General features: G+C 71.8%; 16 protein-coding genes. 6 read left to right on the forward strand and 10 right to left on the reverse strand.

The genetic code is table 11. The annotated features are described in order from the left end of the window. Positions 1 to 89 precede the first annotated feature (89 nt). Positions 90 to 2099 carry an FAD-dependent oxidoreductase gene (locus O7631_RS07885; protein ID WP_278143664.1) on the forward strand — a complete coding sequence of 670 codons (2010 nt, stop codon included), beginning with the start codon at positions 90 to 92 and terminating at the stop codon, positions 2097 to 2099. Here O7631_RS07885 and O7631_RS07890 read toward each other — a convergent pair. After that, entirely contained in the window at positions 2000 to 2419 is a 420-nt protein-coding gene (locus O7631_RS07890) for an SAV_915 family protein (RefSeq protein WP_278143665.1), read from the reverse strand. The two genes, O7631_RS07885 and O7631_RS07890, sit on opposite strands and share 100 nt — an antisense overlap. Before the next feature lie 41 nt (positions 2420 to 2460). Continuing rightward, positions 2461 to 2886 (reverse strand): hypothetical protein, encoded by a 426-nt coding sequence (locus O7631_RS07895; protein ID WP_278143666.1) that lies wholly within the window; start codon positions 2884 to 2886, stop codon positions 2461 to 2463. A gap of 163 nt (positions 2887 to 3049) precedes the next feature. Here O7631_RS07895 and O7631_RS07900 point away from each other — a divergent pair, with 163 nt between their 5' ends. Then, positions 3050 to 3805: a dienelactone hydrolase family protein gene (locus O7631_RS07900; protein WP_278143667.1), complete on the forward strand. Its 756-nt coding sequence runs from the start codon at positions 3050 to 3052 to the stop codon at positions 3803 to 3805. Positions 3806 to 4085: 280 nt separating this feature from the next. Here the strand turns inward: O7631_RS07900 and O7631_RS07905 are convergent, their stop codons facing one another. From O7631_RS07905 to O7631_RS07940, 8 genes are all read right to left on the reverse strand, one after another. Beyond that, positions 4086 to 5189: an L-dopachrome tautomerase-related protein gene (locus tag O7631_RS07905; protein WP_278143668.1), complete on the reverse strand. Its 1104-nt coding sequence runs from the start codon at positions 5187 to 5189 to the stop codon at positions 4086 to 4088. A gap of 171 nt (positions 5190 to 5360) precedes the next feature. Next, a complete protein-coding gene (locus O7631_RS07910) occupies positions 5361 to 6242 on the reverse strand; it encodes an SMP-30/gluconolactonase/LRE family protein (RefSeq protein WP_278143669.1) in 882 nt (293 codons plus the stop codon). Positions 6243 to 6302: 60 nt separating this feature from the next. Further along, positions 6303 to 7244 carry a sugar kinase gene (locus O7631_RS07915; protein WP_278143670.1) on the reverse strand — a complete coding sequence of 314 codons (942 nt, stop codon included), beginning with the start codon at positions 7242 to 7244 and terminating at the stop codon, positions 6303 to 6305. After that, positions 7241 to 7861, reverse strand: a complete 621-nt coding sequence (locus O7631_RS07920) for a bifunctional 4-hydroxy-2-oxoglutarate aldolase/2-dehydro-3-deoxy-phosphogluconate aldolase (protein ID WP_278143671.1) — start codon at positions 7859 to 7861, stop codon at positions 7241 to 7243. The genes O7631_RS07915 and O7631_RS07920 overlap by 4 nt, the downstream gene beginning before the upstream one ends. Positions 7862 to 7871: 10 nt before the next feature. Next, a complete protein-coding gene (locus O7631_RS07925; protein ID WP_278143672.1) occupies positions 7872 to 8708 on the reverse strand; it encodes a hypothetical protein in 837 nt (278 codons plus the stop codon). Continuing rightward, positions 8705 to 9850 (reverse strand): galactonate dehydratase, encoded by a 1146-nt coding sequence (gene dgoD, locus O7631_RS07930; RefSeq protein ID WP_278143673.1) that lies wholly within the window; start codon positions 9848 to 9850, stop codon positions 8705 to 8707. Before dgoD ends, O7631_RS07925 begins: the two co-directional genes overlap by 4 nt. Further along, positions 9847 to 10557: a FadR/GntR family transcriptional regulator gene (locus tag O7631_RS07935; protein ID WP_278143674.1), complete on the reverse strand. Its 711-nt coding sequence runs from the start codon at positions 10555 to 10557 to the stop codon at positions 9847 to 9849. The genes dgoD and O7631_RS07935 overlap by 4 nt, the downstream gene beginning before the upstream one ends. Before the next feature lie 35 nt (positions 10558 to 10592). Further along, the gene (locus O7631_RS07940; protein WP_278143675.1) at positions 10593 to 11351 is read right to left on the reverse strand and encodes an SDR family oxidoreductase; all 759 of its coding nucleotides are present in this window, start codon (positions 11349 to 11351) and stop codon (positions 10593 to 10595) included. Positions 11352 to 11498: 147 nt separating this feature from the next. Between O7631_RS07940 and O7631_RS07945 the strand changes: the two genes are divergently transcribed. The 4 genes from O7631_RS07945 to O7631_RS07960 are packed head-to-tail and all read left to right on the forward strand — an operon-like array spanning position 11499 to position 16606. Further along, a complete protein-coding gene (locus O7631_RS07945) occupies positions 11499 to 12794 on the forward strand; it encodes an extracellular solute-binding protein (RefSeq protein ID WP_278143676.1) in 1296 nt (431 codons plus the stop codon). A gap of 1 nt (position 12795) precedes the next feature. Next, on the forward strand, positions 12796 to 13710 hold the full coding sequence (locus O7631_RS07950; protein ID WP_278143677.1) for a sugar ABC transporter permease: 915 nt from the start codon (positions 12796 to 12798) through the stop codon (positions 13708 to 13710). Next, positions 13710 to 14531 carry a carbohydrate ABC transporter permease gene (locus O7631_RS07955; RefSeq protein WP_278143678.1) on the forward strand — a complete coding sequence of 274 codons (822 nt, stop codon included), beginning with the start codon at positions 13710 to 13712 and terminating at the stop codon, positions 14529 to 14531. Before O7631_RS07950 ends, O7631_RS07955 begins: the two co-directional genes overlap by 1 nt. Continuing rightward, a complete protein-coding gene (locus O7631_RS07960; protein WP_278143679.1) occupies positions 14528 to 16606 on the forward strand; it encodes an alpha-galactosidase in 2079 nt (692 codons plus the stop codon). Before O7631_RS07955 ends, O7631_RS07960 begins: the two co-directional genes overlap by 4 nt. Positions 16607 to 16609: the final 3 nt, after the last annotated feature.

A 16609-nucleotide genomic window follows, 5' to 3' on the forward strand; every position in this document is an offset into this window, starting at 1 on the left:
CCCGTCAGCGGACATTGAAGAATTTCGCTAGCAGTGGCAGCGGCGTGCTTCTGTAACCGTCCCCTCCGGTTACCCCCTGGGAGTGCGCCGTGTCAGTGCCCCTGTCCCGCCGTCGACTGCTGACCGCCGGCGGTGCCGGTCTCGTCCTGGCCGGTCTCTCCGACCCGTTCCGGGCCGGTCCCGCCCGAGCCGCCGTCACGACCGCCGACCTGGTCGTCTACGGCGCCACCTCCGGTGGGCTGGCCGCCGCGATCACCATGCGCCGACTCGGCCACACCGCCGTCGTGGTCGAGCCCACCAGCCACGTCGGCGGGCTGAGCACCGCCGGGCTGGGCGCCACCGACACCGGGGTCCAGGCGTCCATCGGCGGGCTGGCCGCCGAGTTCTACCGCCGGGTGTACGTGAAGTACCACGGCGGAACCCTCACGCCGACGTCCCCGCTGCGGATGACCTTCGAACCGCGCGTCGCCACCGCCGTCTTCGCGGAGATGCTGGCCGAGGCGGGCGTTCCGGTGGTCGTCGACGCCCGGCTGGCCAGCCTCGGCCGCAGCGGCAACCGGATCACCGAGCTGCGCACCGAGGACGGCTCGGTCTACTCCGGCGGGGTGTTCGTCGACGCCACCTACGAGGGTGACCTGCTGGCCATGGCCGGGGTGGGGTTCACCGTCGGGCGGGAGTCCAACGACACCTACGGCGAGACGATCAACGGGGTGCAGTCCCGTAACACACACCAGTTCGTCTACCCCGTCGACCCGTACGTGACGGCCGGCTCGCCGGCGAGTGGTCTGCTTCCGGGCATCTCCGCCACCCCGCTCGCCCCGCCGGGCAGCGGCGACGACCGGATCCAGGCGTACTGCTTCCGGATGTGCCTCACCCAGGCGGCCAACCGGATTCCGTTCGGCCGGCCGTCCGACTACGACCCGATCCGGTACGAGCTGCTGCTGCGCCACATCCAGGCGGGCTACACCGGGCCGTACTTCACCACCCACTCGATCGGTGGTGGGAAGACCGATTCCAACAACAACGGCGCGGTCTCCACCGACCACATCGGCTTCAACCACGCGTACCCGACGGCGAGTTGGGCCGTCCGGGAGAGCATCATCGCCGAGCACCGCAGCTACCAGCAGGGGATGATGTGGTTCCTGGCCAACGATTCACGGCTGCCCGCGTCGGTGCGGGAGTCGACCGCCCGCTGGGGTCTGCCGGTCGACGAGTTCACCGGCACCGGCGGCTGGCCGCCGCTGCTCTACATCCGTGAGGCCCGCCGGATGGTCTCCGCGTACGTGATGACCGAGGCCGACTGCCGGGGCCGGGTACGCGCCACCGACTCGGTGGGTCTGGCCAGCTACACGATGGACTCGCACAACTGTCAGCGGGTGGTGGTCGACGGGAAGGTCCGCAACGAGGGGGACGTGCAGATCAGCGTGCCCGCGCCGTACCCGGTGAGCTACCGGGCGATCGTGCCGCACCAGGCGCAGTGCGCCAACCTGCTGGTGCCGGTCTGCCTGTCGGCGAGCCACATCGCGTACGGGTCGATCCGGATGGAACCGGTGTTCATGATCCTCGGGCAGGCCGCCGCCACGGCCGCGTCGCTGGCGCTCGCCGGGAACGTCGCCGTGCAGGCCGTCTCCGTGCCCGCCCTCCAGACGCGGCTGCGTCAGGACGGCGCGGTGCTCGAATGGGGGTCGACGAGCGAGGTGATCCTGGACAACGCGGCGGCCAGCGGAATCACCCGGGCCGGTACGTGGCTGCGCAGCACCAGCATCGGCGGCTACTACGGCCCGGACTACGAACACGACGGCAACACCGCCAAGGGCGTCAACCGACTGCGGTTCCGCCCGACACTGCCCACCTCCGGATCGTGGACCGTGCACCTGCGCTGGACCGCCGACCCCAACCGGGCGAGCAACGTGCCGGTGGACATCGCGTACTCCGGCGGGCTGACCACCCGGACCGTCGACCAGCGGCAGTCCGGGGGCCAGTGGGTGTCGCTGGGCACCTACCCGTTCACGGCGGGCACCGACGGGAGCGTGCTGATCCGCACCGAGGACACCAACGGCCACGTGATCGCCGACGCGGTGCGCTTCGTCCGCGCCTGACCGGCCAGGCGGGCGGCGGTCTCGGGCCGGGCGGCGGTCTCGGGCCGGGCGGCCGGCCTCGGGTCCAGCGGTGGTGCCACCAGCAACGGGTCGACCTGGATCACATCGATGCCGAGCGGCCGCAACATGCCGCGCAGCGCCGACTCGCAGAGCTCCTCCCACGGCTGATCCGTGCCCATCGCGGTTACCAGCAGCTCGGGCCGGGTGAAGGCGATTCCCACCCGTTGCCCCTGCGGTGAGCGGCCGGTGCGAACCGTCCGCACCATCCGTCCCGGCAGGTCGCGCACCGGAACGGCGTAGATTATCGGGCCCTCGTCCATCGTCGGGTTTGTCCTTTCCACACGTGGTGCCGGGGTAGCGGTCATCGGCTGAATCGTTCGAGGTCGCGGGCGAAGCGGCGGATCGTCGCTGCCCGCGCCCAGGACGGCGCATCCGCCGGCACGCTCAGGTCGAGCGCGCGCAGGATGTAGTTGGCCTCCGCCACCTCCACCCCGGCCCGCAGGCGCAGGTCGGCCACAGCGCGGTGCAGCACCGTGACGCTGTCGGCGGCGAGACGGATCACCGCGTCGACGTCGGCGGCGATCCACCACGCGTCGACGGCGCACTGTTCGCGCCGCAGGTACTCCACCAGGTGACTGCCGGGCGCGGACCGGCCGAGCCGCACGCTGACCAGCGCCTCGTGCCGCCGCTGCGGCCCGTCCGCGCTGGTCGCGGGCTCACCGCTGTCGCAGTCGGCGCCGGGTGACAGGTCTCCGCGTTCCCAGCGTGTCATCCGCCAAGGACTCATGAACCCATCGTCGCCACCGGACGACCTCGAAGCGCCCGCCGATACGCCGTTTCCACGGGCCACCGCCTTTTCTTGACGCCGCGTTCACACGGCTGCCCGCCGGGCACGCCGACACGACGAGTAGCGTTCTGGACAGACCAAGATCGGCGTACGAGGAGGCGTGGTGCAGACGACGACGGTGGACATCCCGACCGGCGACGGGATCGCGGACGCGTCACTGACCCGACCGGACGGCGACGGACCGTTCCCGGCGGTGCTGCTGTTCATGGACGCCTTCGGGCCGCGGCCCCGCCTGGTGGAGATGGCGGAGCGGATCGCCGCCCAGGGCTACCTGGTGCTGACTCCCCACCTGTTCTACCGGGCCGGCCGGGCACCCCTGTTCGACCTGTCCCGGCTCGGTGACCCGGACCAGCGCGGCGCCCTGTTCGAGCAGATCATGCCGCTGATCGGCGCGCTGACCCCCGAGGTGATCAGCCGGGACACCGCCGCCTACCTGGACTTCCTGGCCGCTCGGGACGACGTCCGGCCGGGCCCGGTCGCGATCACCGGTTACTGCATGGGCGGCACGAACGCGTTGCGGGCGATCGAGGCGCACCCGGACCGCATCGCGGCCGCCGCGAGCTTCCACGGTGGGCGGATCGTCACCGACGGGCCGGACAGCCCGCACCTGGGCGTCGGCTCGATCACCGGCGAGGTGTACTTCGGGCACGCCGACGCCGACCAGTCGATGACACCCGAGCAGATCGCCACGTTGGAGAAGGCGCTCGACGCCGCCGGGGTGCGCTACCGCTCCGAGGTGTACGAGGGCGCGCACCACGGTTACACGATGGCCGACACCCCGATGTACGACGAGAAGGCCACCGAACGGCACTGGGTCGCCCTCTTCGACCTCCTGCACCGCGTCCTGCCCGCCGCCTGACGACTGCGGCCCGCCGCCTGACGGCCGGCGGCTCCCTACGGTGCAGTGATCAAGTGATGAAAAGTAGGTCGGAAACGATCCGGAGACCTACTTTTCATCACCTGATCATGATCATGGTGGGCGCGGTGCCCATGTGGTGCGGTGGGCGCGGTGCCCATGTGGCGCGGTGGGCGCGGTGCCCATGTGGCGCGGTGGGCGCGGTGCCCATGTGGCGCGGTGGGCGCGGTGCCCCGGCGGGGCGCGGTGCCAGGATGGGCGCGGTGCGCCGGGTGGTGGGTGCTCAGCGGCGTAGCAGCACCGGGCCGGCGTCGATGCGGGTGCGAAACAGCGCGTACGGCTTGCGTCGCAGGTCCTGACCGCGCTGGTACTGCGGTTGCCGGTGCAGTTGGTTGGCCGTGACGTAGAGGTGCCCGTCGACGGCCACCGACATGGTGTCCGGCCAGAGCAGCCGCGGATCGTGGACCAGCGTCTCGTACTCACCGTCCGGCAGTCGGCGCAACACCGCGTTGTGCTCGTACGAGGTGAGGTAGAGCCGGCCCGCGTCGTCGCTCTCCAAGCCGTCCGACGCGGTGCCCTTGTCGCCCTCGTCGACAACCGTCGCGGCGGCTGCCTCCTGGGTGACGCCCGGGTCGGCCAACGCCTCCGTGGAGACGCTGTACCAGCGTCGGGACGCCAGCGGGCAGTAGTGGAGCCGGCTGCCGTCGGCGGAGATCGCGATGCCGTCGGAGCCCATCCCCACCGGCTTCGGCGGCCCGTCCGCCGGCCGTTCGAGGAACGGCCGACCCTCGACCACCGGGCGGAACGTCGTCAACGGCTCCGCCTTGGTGGAGGGGTGGTCGTGCAGCCGCCGCCAGGAAGCCCCGCTGGCCAGGTCCACCACGATGATCCCGTTCGGCCCGGAGTCGGCCGAGTCGGTGATGTACGCGACGCCGGACTCGCCGCGGCGCAGGTCGAAGCGGACGTCGTTGAGGTACGTCGTCGGCAGTGCCACGTCGGCCGGGAAGGTGATCACCTGGGCGACCGTGTCGGTGTCCAGGTCGACCCGGACCAGTTTCGGGCCACCCGGCTTGGTCGGCTGGAACATCGGGCTGCCGGTGTCCAGCACCCAGAGCCGGTCGGCCGGGTCGACCACGATGCTCTGCACCGACACGAACGCGCCCGCGTCGTCGTCGCCGGACGGGTCGTTCCACGCCTGGTCGGGGTAGGGCACCTCCTGACCGTCGCGCAGTTCGACGACGGTGGCCGGCACCTCGTCGCCCCACTTGGGGAAGTTGACGAAGATCCGACCGGAGTGCGAGACGCTCACTCCGGTCGGCATCGGGCCGGTGAAGGTGTGCACCAGTTCCAACTCGCCAATCGGCTCGTCGCCGACCGGCCCACTCATGACGCCCGCCCCACGATGCTCATCGCCCGCCCCCTGCCGATCCGCCGGATGCCCTGCTCCACTGCTGCTATTCCCGCCCGGACGTCCGATATGCGTGGCCGGCCAGCGAAGCCGGGAGGACGGGCCGGGAGGGGGCGGTGAGCCGGGAGGACGGGCCGGTCCGGGTCCCGGTCAGGTCACCGGCGCGGCGGCCCTGGCGGCCGGCAGACCGGGGACGGGGACGTCCACGGCGAGCAGCGCTCCGTCCTCCGGGCCGGGCGTGGTCAACCCCACGCGGGCGGTGCCGATGAAGAGTCGGCGCAGGTCGGGGCCGCCCAGGCAGATGCCGGCGGGCTGCTTCGCCGGCAGCCGGATCTCCTGCTCCAGGGTCCCGTCCGGCCGGTAGCGACGTACCGCCGAACCGCCCCACAGCGCGATCCAGAGGTGACCGGCGGCGTCGACGGTCATGCCGTCCGGGCCGCCGTCGGCGGTGGGCAGCCGAACGAACGGCTCCCGCCCGCTCAGCTCCCCGGTCGCCGGGTCGACGGTGAACCGGTCGATCTCGCCGCGCGGCGTGTCGGCGAGGTACATGGTGGTGCCGGTGGCGTCGAACGCCGGCCCGTTCGGGATGGTCAGTCCGGTCACCGCGGTCACCGGCGCCGCGCCGGGGGTGAGCCGGAACAGCGTGCCCTCGCCGGGCACCGCCGCGTACGTCATGCTGCCGGCCCAGAAGTGGCCGTGCGGGTCGGCGACCGCGTCGTTCATCCGGGTGGGCTCGGGTGCGTCGGCGACCAGGTCGGCGACCGGCCGGGGGTCGCCGGCGGCGGGCAGCACCGTGAGGCCGGTTCCGGCGGCGGCCAGCCAGTCACCGGGCCGGCCGGCCACCGGGGCGACCGCGCCGAGCGGAACGTCGAGACGGCGTACCTCCCGCAGTGGGGCGGGGGCGTCGCCGTCGGTCTCCAGCAGGCGTCCGGCCAGCAGATCGACGAGGACCAGGCGATCGTCGACCCAACGCAGCCCTTCGCCCAACTCCAGCCGGTCGGTGCTCCAGACGGTCGGCTCGGTCAGCTCCATCTCGCTCCTCCAAACGATCTGCGGGGCGGCGGCGGGCGGGCCCGACCGCCCGTCACCCGGTCAGCGGACCGTACCGCCCGGCTCGTGGTCCAGCAGCGTCAGCTCCGCCCGGTCGGGCAGGCCCTCCCAGTCGCCAGCGGTCGCCACCGCGAACGCCCCGGTGGTGACGGCCCGGTCCAGTCGGGCCGGGGCGTCGACGCCGTCGAGCCACCCGGAGAGCAGCCCGGCCACGAAGGCGTCGCCCGCGCCGACGGTGTCCACCACCGGCACCGTCCGAGCTGGACGGTGCAGTGCGCCGGCCGTGCTGTGGCTGGTCGCCCCACCCGCACCGTGCTTGACGACGACCTCGGTCACCCCCGCGGAGAGCAACGCCGTGACCGGGTCGGAGGCGTCGGTCAGCACGGCCAGCTCGTCGTCGGAGGCGACCACCAGGTCGATCGAGGGCAGCAGCGGCCGCAGCGCGGTGGCGGCCTCGGCGACCGACCAGAGCCGCTGCCGGTGGTTGACGTCCAGGCAGACGGTGCTACCGGCCGCGCGGGCTCGTCGCACGGCCTCCACCACCGCCTGGTACGGGTCGACGCCGAGCGCGCAGGTGATGCCGGTGACGTGCAGCAGCCGGGGCGGCGACCCCTGCGCGTCGAATGCCCGGGTCACGTCGGCCGGGCGCAGCCGGGAGCCGGCCGACCCGGTGCGGTGGTAGGTGACCCGGTTGATGTCGGCGACCCGGTTCTCGAAGAGGATCAGCCCGGTCGGAGCGGTCGGGTCGACCCGGGACCAGCTCAGGTCGACGCCCTCGGCGCGCAGCGTACGGCGGACCAGCTCACCGGGCTCGTCGGCGCCGGTGACGCCGACCCAGGCCGCCCGGTGGCCGAGCCGGGCCAGCCCGATCGCCACGTTCGACTCGGACCCGGCGACGGAGATCCCGGCGGTGCCGCCCAGCCGCAGTGGGCCGGTGGTGCGGAACGCCGCCATCGTCTCGCCGAGCGTGAGCACGTCGGTCATCGCCGCACCGCCGCGCGGAAGGAGGTGGCGCGCTCGCGCAGCGCCGCCGGGTCGCCGCCGCGGACGGCGTCGCCGAGCAGGGGGGAACCGACCCCGACCGCGAGCGCGCCCCGGTCCAGGTAGCGTCGTGCGCCCTCGGCATCGACCCCACCGACGGGTACGAACGCGGCGCCGGGGAACGGGTCGCGCAGCGCGCCGAGGTAGTCGGGCCCGCCGAGGGAGGCCGGGAAGAGCTTGATCGCCGTGGCCCCGCCGCTGGTGGCCTGCACCACCTCGGTGGGCGTGAGCGCACCGGCGAGAACCGGCAGCCCGAGCCGGCAGCCTTCGGCGAGGCTCGGCGCGAGCGCCGGAGTGACCAGGAAACCGGCGCCCGCGTCGGCCGCGGCCCGGGCGTCCTCGGCGCTGAGCACGGTGCCCGCACCCAGGGCGTAGTCGGGCCCGAGGGCGACCCGGGCACGCCGGATGACGTCGAGCGCGTCGGCGCTGGTGAGCGAGACCTCGACCAGCGCGACGCCGCTGTCGGCCAGGGTGAGCACGGCGCTGAGCGCCGCCGCCGGGTCCGGGCCGCGGACGATGGCCAGCAACCGGTGGGTACGCAGCTCGTCGAGCAGGTTCATCGCGGTGTCCTCAGTGGATACGGTGGGCGGAGATGGTGAGTCGCCAGGCGACCTCACCGGTGGCGGGTACGACAGCAGCGTCGGCCGGTCCGGCGTCGGCCAGGTCGAAGGCGGCGCCGAGCATCGGCTCGACCCCGATGCTGCGGTACGGGGCGACGGCCGGCCAGCCGGCCAGGTTGCGCCAGAGGGCGGTGCTGCGGGGTTGCCCGTCGCACTCCAGCTCCACTGTCAGCCGGTCGGCGTCGTCGACCACCTGGACCCGGGGGCAGTCGAGCAGCACGGCGCCGATGGCCGTGCCGTCGTCGGCTCCGAGGGTGTCCAGTGTGAGGCCGGCGGGGGATGGCCACGGCCCGGTGAGCCACGGGGAGTCCCCCGGCCAGGTGCCTGGTGGCAGCAGCGCGGCGGCCTCCGGATGAAGCCGGGTCGGTCTGCCGACGGGCGCGACGAGGCGTGCGTCGGGTGAGAGGCCGAGCAGGGCGTGTGCGGCCCAGACGAAGCGGTACCCCGGGTCGGCGGTCAGTCGGTAGTCGGCCACCACCACACCGCTGTCATCGGCGATGCGACGGGTCAGGACGAACGTCGGGCGCTGGATGACCACGGTGCCGGGCCCGGCGGTGCGCCAGGGGCGGGACCACACCTCACCGTGGTCGGGTCGACCGCGCACTGTGGGCAGGCACTCCTCCAGACCACCGGCGTCGACGAACGGGTCGTCGGGGCGTACCCCGTGGCGGCCAGGCTCCGGGCCCCGCCACAGCCACTCCCGGCCGCCGCCGTGCAGGCTGGTCCACCGACTGCCGTGCGCGGCGTCGTACGCCACCCGCAGCGGCACCGCCGTCGTGGTTGTCACCATTCCGCGAACGACCCGTCGGCGTGCTGCCAGACCGGGTTGCGCCAGGCGTGCGGGGTCTCGGCGGCCTTGCGGACCGCCGCCTCGTCCACTGTGATGCCCAACCCGGGCCGGTCGAAGCGGGCGATGTGCCCGTCGACGAACCGGAACGGCTCCGGGTCGACCACGTAGTCCAGCAGCTCCGAACCGACGTTGTAGTGGATGCCGATGCTCTGCTCCTGGATCAGGAAGTTCGGCGTCGCGAAGGCCACCTGGAGGCTGGCGGCCAGGGAGATCGGGCCGAGCGGGCAGTGCGGGGCGAGCAGCGCGCCGTACGTCTCGGCCAGCGCGGCGATCCGGCGGACCTCGGAGATCCCACCGGCGTGCGACAGGTCCGGCTGGATCACGGTGACCCCGGCCTGCAACGGTCCGAGGAACTCGTGACGGCCGTAGAGCCGTTCGCCGGTGGCCACCGGGATGGGCGTGCTGGCGACGATGTCGCGCAGGTGGTGGGCCTGGTCGGGCAGGACCGGCTCCTCCACGAAGAACGGGCGCAGGGGGGCCAGCTCGGGCAGGATCCGGCGTACCGCGGCCAATCCGGCCCGGCCGTGGAAGTCCAGCGCGATGTCCCGGTCGGGGCCGAGCACCTCGCGGGCGGCGGCGACCCGGCCGACGACGGCGTCCACCTCGGCGGAGGTGGGGATGGCCGACAGCCGCCCGGACGCGTTCATCTTGATTCCGGTCAGGCCGGCGGCGACCTGGGCGGCCGCGGCGTCGGCGATCTCGTCGGGCTCGTCTCCGCCGATCCAGGAGTAGACCCGCACCCGGTCGCGGACGGCACCGCCGAGCAGAGCGTGCACCGGTGCCCCGTACGCCTGCCCGGCGATGTCCCAGAGCGCCTGGTCCAGGCCGGCGACAGCGCTGGAGAGGATCGGGCCACCCCGGTAGAAGCCGCCCTTGGTGAGGATCTGCCAGTGCTGCTCGATGCGGAGCGGGTCGGCGCCGATCAGGTACTCGGAGAGCACCTCGACGGCGCTGCGCACCACCTCTGCGCGGCCCTCCACCACCGGTTCACCCCACCCGACCAGGCCCTCGTCGGTCTCCACCCGGCAGAACAACCACCGTGGCGCGACGAGGAAGGTCTCGATCCGCTCGATCTTCACTGACTGCCCCTCTGTCCCCGTGCCTTTTCGACGTCGCGGACGGCCTTGTCCAGCAACTCACGCATGGCGGCCTCGGCCGCCGTCTCGTCCCGGCTGCGCAGCGCGTCGACGACAGCTCGGTGGCTGGGCACCGGGTCGTCGTGGGGGGCGCCGCCGTGCACCAGCCGGTCCCGCTCGGCCAGCCCGGTCTCCATCACCACCTCCATGCGTTCCAGCAGCTCGTTGTGGGTGGCGGTGAGCAGCGCACGATGGAAGGCGAGGTCGGCGGCGATGGCGGCGGTGGGATCTCCGTTGGCCTCGCCCATCTCGACCAGCGCCCGGTCGAGGGCGGCCAGGTCGTCTCCGGTGGCACGGGTCGCGGCCAGCCGCGCGGCGGCCGGCTCGATGATGGCGCGTACCTCGTGTAGTTGGTCGAGGAGCCGCTGGTCGGTGCCCTCGGCGAACTGCCAGCGGATCACGTCACCGTCGAGCAGGTTCCAGTCGGAGCGAGGCCGGACGAAGGTGCCACGCTTCTGCCGGGCGTCCACGATGCCCTTGGCGGTGAGGACCTTCAGCGCCTCGCGGAGCGCCGTGAGGCTGACGTCGAACTCCTCCTGCAACGCGACGATGTTGAGGGTCGCTCCGGCGGGGATCTCACCGGTGAGGATGCGGCGGGCGATCGCTTCGACGGTTTGTCCGTGGATGCCGCGGCGGGCGTACTGTGCCAATGCTCCTGGCCTTTTCGCTGGTCGGTATCGATGTCTCAGGCCGAGGCTTTCACCGCTGTCCAGCCACCGTCCACCACGAGGCTCGCGCCGGTGATGTAGGCGGCGTCCGGTGAGGCGAGGAAGGCGACTGTCGAGGCCACCTCGTCCGGGGTGCCGAAGCGCTTCGCCACGGTCTCCGCGACACTCTGCCGACGGTCCTCTTCGGAGACGTCGTCCCAGGCGGCGGTGAGGATCGGCCCGGGCAGCACGGTGTTGACGCGCACCTGCGGGCCGTACTCCACGGCGAGCTGGCGGCCGAGTGCGACCAGGCCGCCCTTGGCGGCGGCGTACGCGGGCCGGCCGGGCAGCCCGACCAGCGCGTGCACCGAGGAGATCAGCACCACCGCGCCGGAGCGGGCGCGCAGGTCGTCCAGGCAGGCGCGGACGCCGAGGAAGGAGCCGGTGAGGCTGACGCCGAGCTGGTGGTCCCAGGACTGTCGGCTGGTTTCGTGCGCCGGAGCGACCCGCACGGCGTACGCGGTGCTGACCAGGATGTCGATCGGGCCGAGGCCCGCTCGAACGGCCGACACCGCAGCCGCCCAGTCGTCCTCCTCGCTGACACTGCCCATTACGGACAGTGCTCGGTAGCCGGAGGTGGTCAGCTCGTCGGCCAGCGGAGCCGGATCGTGCACGTCGAGGAGCGCGACAGCGGCTCCCTCGGCGGCCAGCCGCCGGGCGATGGCGGCACCTATTCCACCCATAGCGCCGGTGACCAGCGCGTTCTTGCCCTCAAGTCGGCGCATAGGCTGATCCACCTGACCCTCACCTTGGTCTCATCTAATCATTAATTACGAAGATATCTTGACAGTCGCCAACGGCCGATGCAACCTTCTGGTCACAGCATTCACATGGACGACACATCGCGCGGTGACGCTCCGTGTCGTAGAGGAAGGGATACCTCCGTGAGCGACTTCGACCCCGGTCGCCGGCGATTCCTTGGTCACCTAGGGCTCGCCGGCCTGGGTGCACTCGGCGCCAGCTCGTTCCTCAGCGCGTGCGCCAGCTCCGCCAGCGGGCCGACGACGAGCGGCGGCTCCGGCGCGGTCACCATCCAGTCCAACCTCTCCTCGCCGCAGGCCAAGGCAGCGATGGAGAAGCTGATCGAGACCTTCAACGCGCAGGGCAAGGGCACGGCGAGCCTCAACACGATCGCCTCGGAGACCTTCCGGACCCAGCTCCCGACCTACCTGACGTCGGCCAACCCGCCGGATCTCTACACCTGGTACGCGGGCTCCGTCGCCAACGACTACGCCAGCAGGGACCTGTTGCTGGATGTCTCCGACGTCTGGAAGTCGATGGGCGACTACCCCGAGTCGCTGCGCACCCTCTCCACCGCCGCCAGCGGCAAGCAGGTCTTCGTGCCGATGAACAACTACTGGTGGGGCTTCTTCTACCGCAAGTCCAACTTCGCCAAGTGGGGCGTGCAGGAGCCGAAGACCTGGGCCGACTTCCTGGCGCTGTGCGAGACGCTGAAGAGCAAGGGCATCCCGCCGATCGGCATCGGCCTCGGCGACACCCCGTGGGTGGCCTCGGCCTGGTTCGACTACCTGAACATCCGGATCAACGGGGCGCCGTTCCACCGCGAGCTGCTCGCCGGCAAGCAGCGCTTCGACGACCCCAGGGTCAAGGCTGTCTTCACCCGCTGGCGCGAGGCCCTGCCCTACTTCGATCCCAAGGGCAAGGCGTATCCGTTCCAGGAGGCGACCACCGCGCTGCTGGCCGGTAAGACCGGCATGTTCCTGATCGGCACCTTCTTCGCCGACGCGGCACCGAAGGACGCCCTCGGTGACCTGGACTTCTTCCGGTTCCCGATCATCGACCCCGCGGTGCCGCTGGCCGAGGAGGCCCCGACCGACGGCTTCTTCGCCAGCGCGAAGACCGCCAACCCGACCGGCACCAAAGCCCTGCTGACCTACCTCTCCGGGGTCGAGGCCCAGGAGGCGTACGTCAAGGCCAGCTCCGGCATCGTGCTGCCGGCCAACCCCAACGCCAAGGCGTCCGACTCGCCGCTGGTGGCCAAGGGCAAGGCGATGCTCGGCGAGGCCAAGGAGCTGACCCAGTTCTTCAACCGGGACTCCAGCGACGCGCTCCAGCCGACCGCGGACACCGCGCTGACCAAGTTCATCGACAAGCCGGACCAGATCGACGCGATCCTGCGCGAGTGGCAGGCCGGCGCCGAGAAGGTCTTCAAGGGCTGACGTGACAGCAACGATCTCCACGACTTCGGTCACCCCCACCCGGCGGCGACGGTCGGCTCGACTGTCGCCGCTGCTGGTGGCGTTCGTCCTCGTGCCGTTCGCGGTCGAGAGCATCTGGGTGTTCTGGCCCGCATTGCAGGGCTTCTGGTTCTCGCTCACCCGCTGGGACGGGATGTCGCCGCCGACCTTCGTCGGCGCGGACAACTACGTCGAGTTGGCCGGTGACGCCACCTTCCGGGGCGCGCTGGTCAACACGGTGATCTGGCTGGTGCTCTTCGGCGGTCTCTCCGTCCTGGGCGGGTTCGGCATGGCGCTGGTTCTCCAGAAGGAGCGGCGCGGGGTCGGCTTCTACCGGGCCGCGCTGTTCACGCCTGTGGTGTTCTCGCTGGTGGTGACGGCGCTGGTCTGGCGGGTCTTCTATCAACCCGACGGCATCGCCGACACGCTGCTGCGGGCCGTCGGCCTGGAGCACCTGATCCGGCCCTGGCTGGCCGACCCACAGACCGCCCTGTACGCGGTGATCCTGCCCGCCCTGTGGCGGCAGATCGGGTACGTGATGGTGCTGTTCCTGGCCGGACTCAAGGCCATCGACCCGGCGCTGCACGAGGCCGCCCGGATGGACGGCGCCAACTCCTGGCAACGGCTGCGGCACGTCACGATTCCCCAGCTCAAGGGGGTGAACGCGGTCGTGCTGTCGGTCATCGTGATCGACTCGCTGCGCTCGTTCGACATCGTCTGGTCGCTGACCAAGGGCGGCCCGTACCACTCGTCGGAACTGCTCAGCACCTACATGTACTCGACCGCGTTCCAGAGTCTGCGGCTGGGTTACGCCTCCGCCATCGCCGTCGTGATCTTCGTGCTCGCGCTGGCCGTCATCCTCGGCTACCTGGTCCGCGCGTTCCGGGAGGAAGCGTGATGAACAAGCTCCGTACCGGGGCCTTCCACACCGGCATGATCCTGCTCTCGATGCTCTGGCTGGGTCCGGTGCTCTGGGTGGTGGTGATGTCCACCCGGTCGTTCGACGACATCGCCGCGCACGGCGTGGGCAGCCTGCCCCAGTCGTTCACGCTGGACACCTACCGGCAGGCGTGGACCGACGGCGGTGAGCTGCGTGCCCTGGTCAACAGCATGCTGGTCACCATCCCGTCGGTGGCGTTGAGCCTCGGGTTGGCCGCGATGGCCGCGTTCGCGCTGAGCCGCTTCCGGATCCCCGGCCGGCGGACCATCCTGCTGCTGATGCTCGCCGGCAACCTGCTGCCACCACAGATCCTGCTCATCCCGGTGGCCAAGTTCAGCGAGCTGACCGGCCTGTACGACACGCTCTGGGCGCTGATCACGGTGCAGGTCGGTTTCGGCCTCGGCTTCTACACGTTCGTCCTGCACGGCTTCATGCGGGACCTGCCGGGCGAGATTCAGGAAGCGGCCACCATCGACGGCGCCGGCACGGCGCAGATCTTCACGAAGGTGATGCTGCCGCTGACCCGGCCCGCGCTGGCCGCCCTGGGGGCGCTCTCCTTCACCTGGATCTTCAACGACCTCCTGTGGGCGATCACCGTGCTGCGAACGGACGACAACATGCCGGTCACCCCGGCGCTCCTCGCCCTTCAGGGGCAGTTCGTCTCGTCCTGGAACGTCATCGCCGCCGGTACTGTCATCGCGGCCGTACCCACCGTCGCGGTCTTCCTGCGCTTCCAGCGGCACTTCGTCTCGGGCCTGGCGCTGGGAGCGGTCAAGTGACCGGGCAGCGGTGGACGCTGCGCGGCGCGCACACCGAGTACACGGTGACAGTGCCGGCGCACGGTCGCTGGTTGGAGCTTGTCGCGTGGGGCCCCCACGGCGTCTCGGACGGGCCGTCGCCGGTTGCCTACGACGGCCCGGTGCCGTTCCTCACCGCCGGCGACGCGGCCCCCGTCGAGTACGCCACCGACGCCGACCGCCCGTTCACCGGCGCCGACCTGGTGATCGAGACCTCGAACGGGCAGCGCCGGGTGGGCTTCGTCCACGCCGGCGAGCGCGTCGACGCCGACCAGCGGGAGCTGGCCGTCGACTTCGCCGACCCGGTCACCGGGCTGCGCGCCGCGGTGCACTACCGCGTGCCCGCCGGCACCGACGTGGTGCAGCGGTGGGTCGAGCTGACCAACGACGGCACCGACGCGCTGCGGGTGGTCCGGGCCGGATCGGCCGGGTTCTGCGTACCGACGCCGCACGGCGCGCTGCTCAGTCACCAGTGGGGGCAGTGGGCGCAGGAGTTCCAGCTCTCCCACGTGGAGTTGGGTCACGGCACGTTCAGCATCGGCAGCTCCCAGGGCGTACCGGGCCATCTGCACGTGCCCTGGCTGGCCGTGCGGGACACCGCGGACCCGGCCGGCTCGGCGTGGGGGGTGGGTTTGGCGTGGACCGGGTCCTGGGAGATCAGCGCGGAGCGCGACACCGGTGGCCTGACCCGGGTCCGGGCCGGCCGTCACCTCGTCGACGGCCCGTTGGAGCTGACGTCCGGCGAGTCGCTGACCCTGCCGGTGGTCACCGGCGCGTACAGCCCCGACGGTCTGGGCGGGCTGGCCCGGATCTGGCACACCCACCAGCGGTTGCTCGCCGGGGAACGGCTCACCCCGCGTCCGGTGCTCTACAACTCCTGGGAGGCCACCTACTTCGCCGTCGAGGCGCAGAGTCAGCTCGCGCTGGCCCGGATCGCCGCCGAGCTGGGCGTGGAGACGTTCGTGGTGGACGACGGCTGGTTCGTCGGCCGCAACGACGACACCGCCGGACTCGGTGACTGGACGCCCGACCCGGCGAAGTTCCCGGCCGGGTTCGACGCGTTCATCGCCGACGTGCGCGCGCTCGGGCTGAACTTCGGGCTCTGGGTCGAGCCGGAGTGCGTGAACCCGAAGTCGACCCTCTACGCCGAGCACCCGGACTGGGTCTACTCCGTCGACGGTCGACCCATCACCCCGGTCCGCAACCAGTACCTGCTCGACCTGGGCCGGCCCGAGGTCGCCGAGTTCGTCCACTCCACTGTCGACCGTCTGCTACGCCGGTACGACATCGACTACCTGAAGTGGGACTTCAACCGGCCACGTACCGAGCCGGGCCGTCCCGGCGGGATCGCTCCGCTCGACCTGGACGGCGCGCACGTCGCCAACCTGCACCGCATCTACGAGCGGTTGCGCCGGGACCACCCCGGCGTGCTGATCGAGGCCTGCGCCGGCGGTGGCGCGCGCACCGACCTGGCGATGGCCGCCCGGGCCGACGTCTTCTGGCCCAGCGACAACACCGGTCCCCTGGACCGACTCGCCATCCAGTACGGCTTCCTGCACGCCAACGCACCGCACCTGCTGAGCTCCTGGGTCACCGACGCGCCCGGTCTGTTCGATCCCCGACCGCGATCGCTCGCGTTCCGGTTCGTCCTCGCGATGGCCGGTGTGCTCGGCGTCGGCGCGGACGTCCGCGCCTGGACCCCCGACGAGCGGGCCGAGGCGGCCGACTGGATCGCCCGCTACAAGGAGATCCGGGGCGTCGTCACGCACGGCGAGGTGCACCTCATCGGCGGCCCCGACCAGACCCGCTGCGCGGTGCAGTACACGGCCCCCGACGAGCGTCGGGTGGTCGTCCTCACCTGGCACACCGGCCGCCTCGACGGCACCGGTCTGCTGCCGTCCCGCCCGGTGCGGCTGCCGCTGCGCGGCCTCGACCCGACCGCCCGCTACCGGCACGGCGACCAGGCCTACTCCGGCAGCCACCTCGCGGCGGTAGGCCTTCCCGTGCAGTGGAGCCCGACCCATGACGCCGACCTCATCGTGCTGACCCGCGACTGAGGC

It is taken from the genome of Micromonospora sp. WMMD967 (genome assembly GCF_029626165.1).
Lineage (GTDB): Bacteria > Actinomycetota > Actinomycetes > Mycobacteriales > Micromonosporaceae > Micromonospora > Micromonospora taraxaci.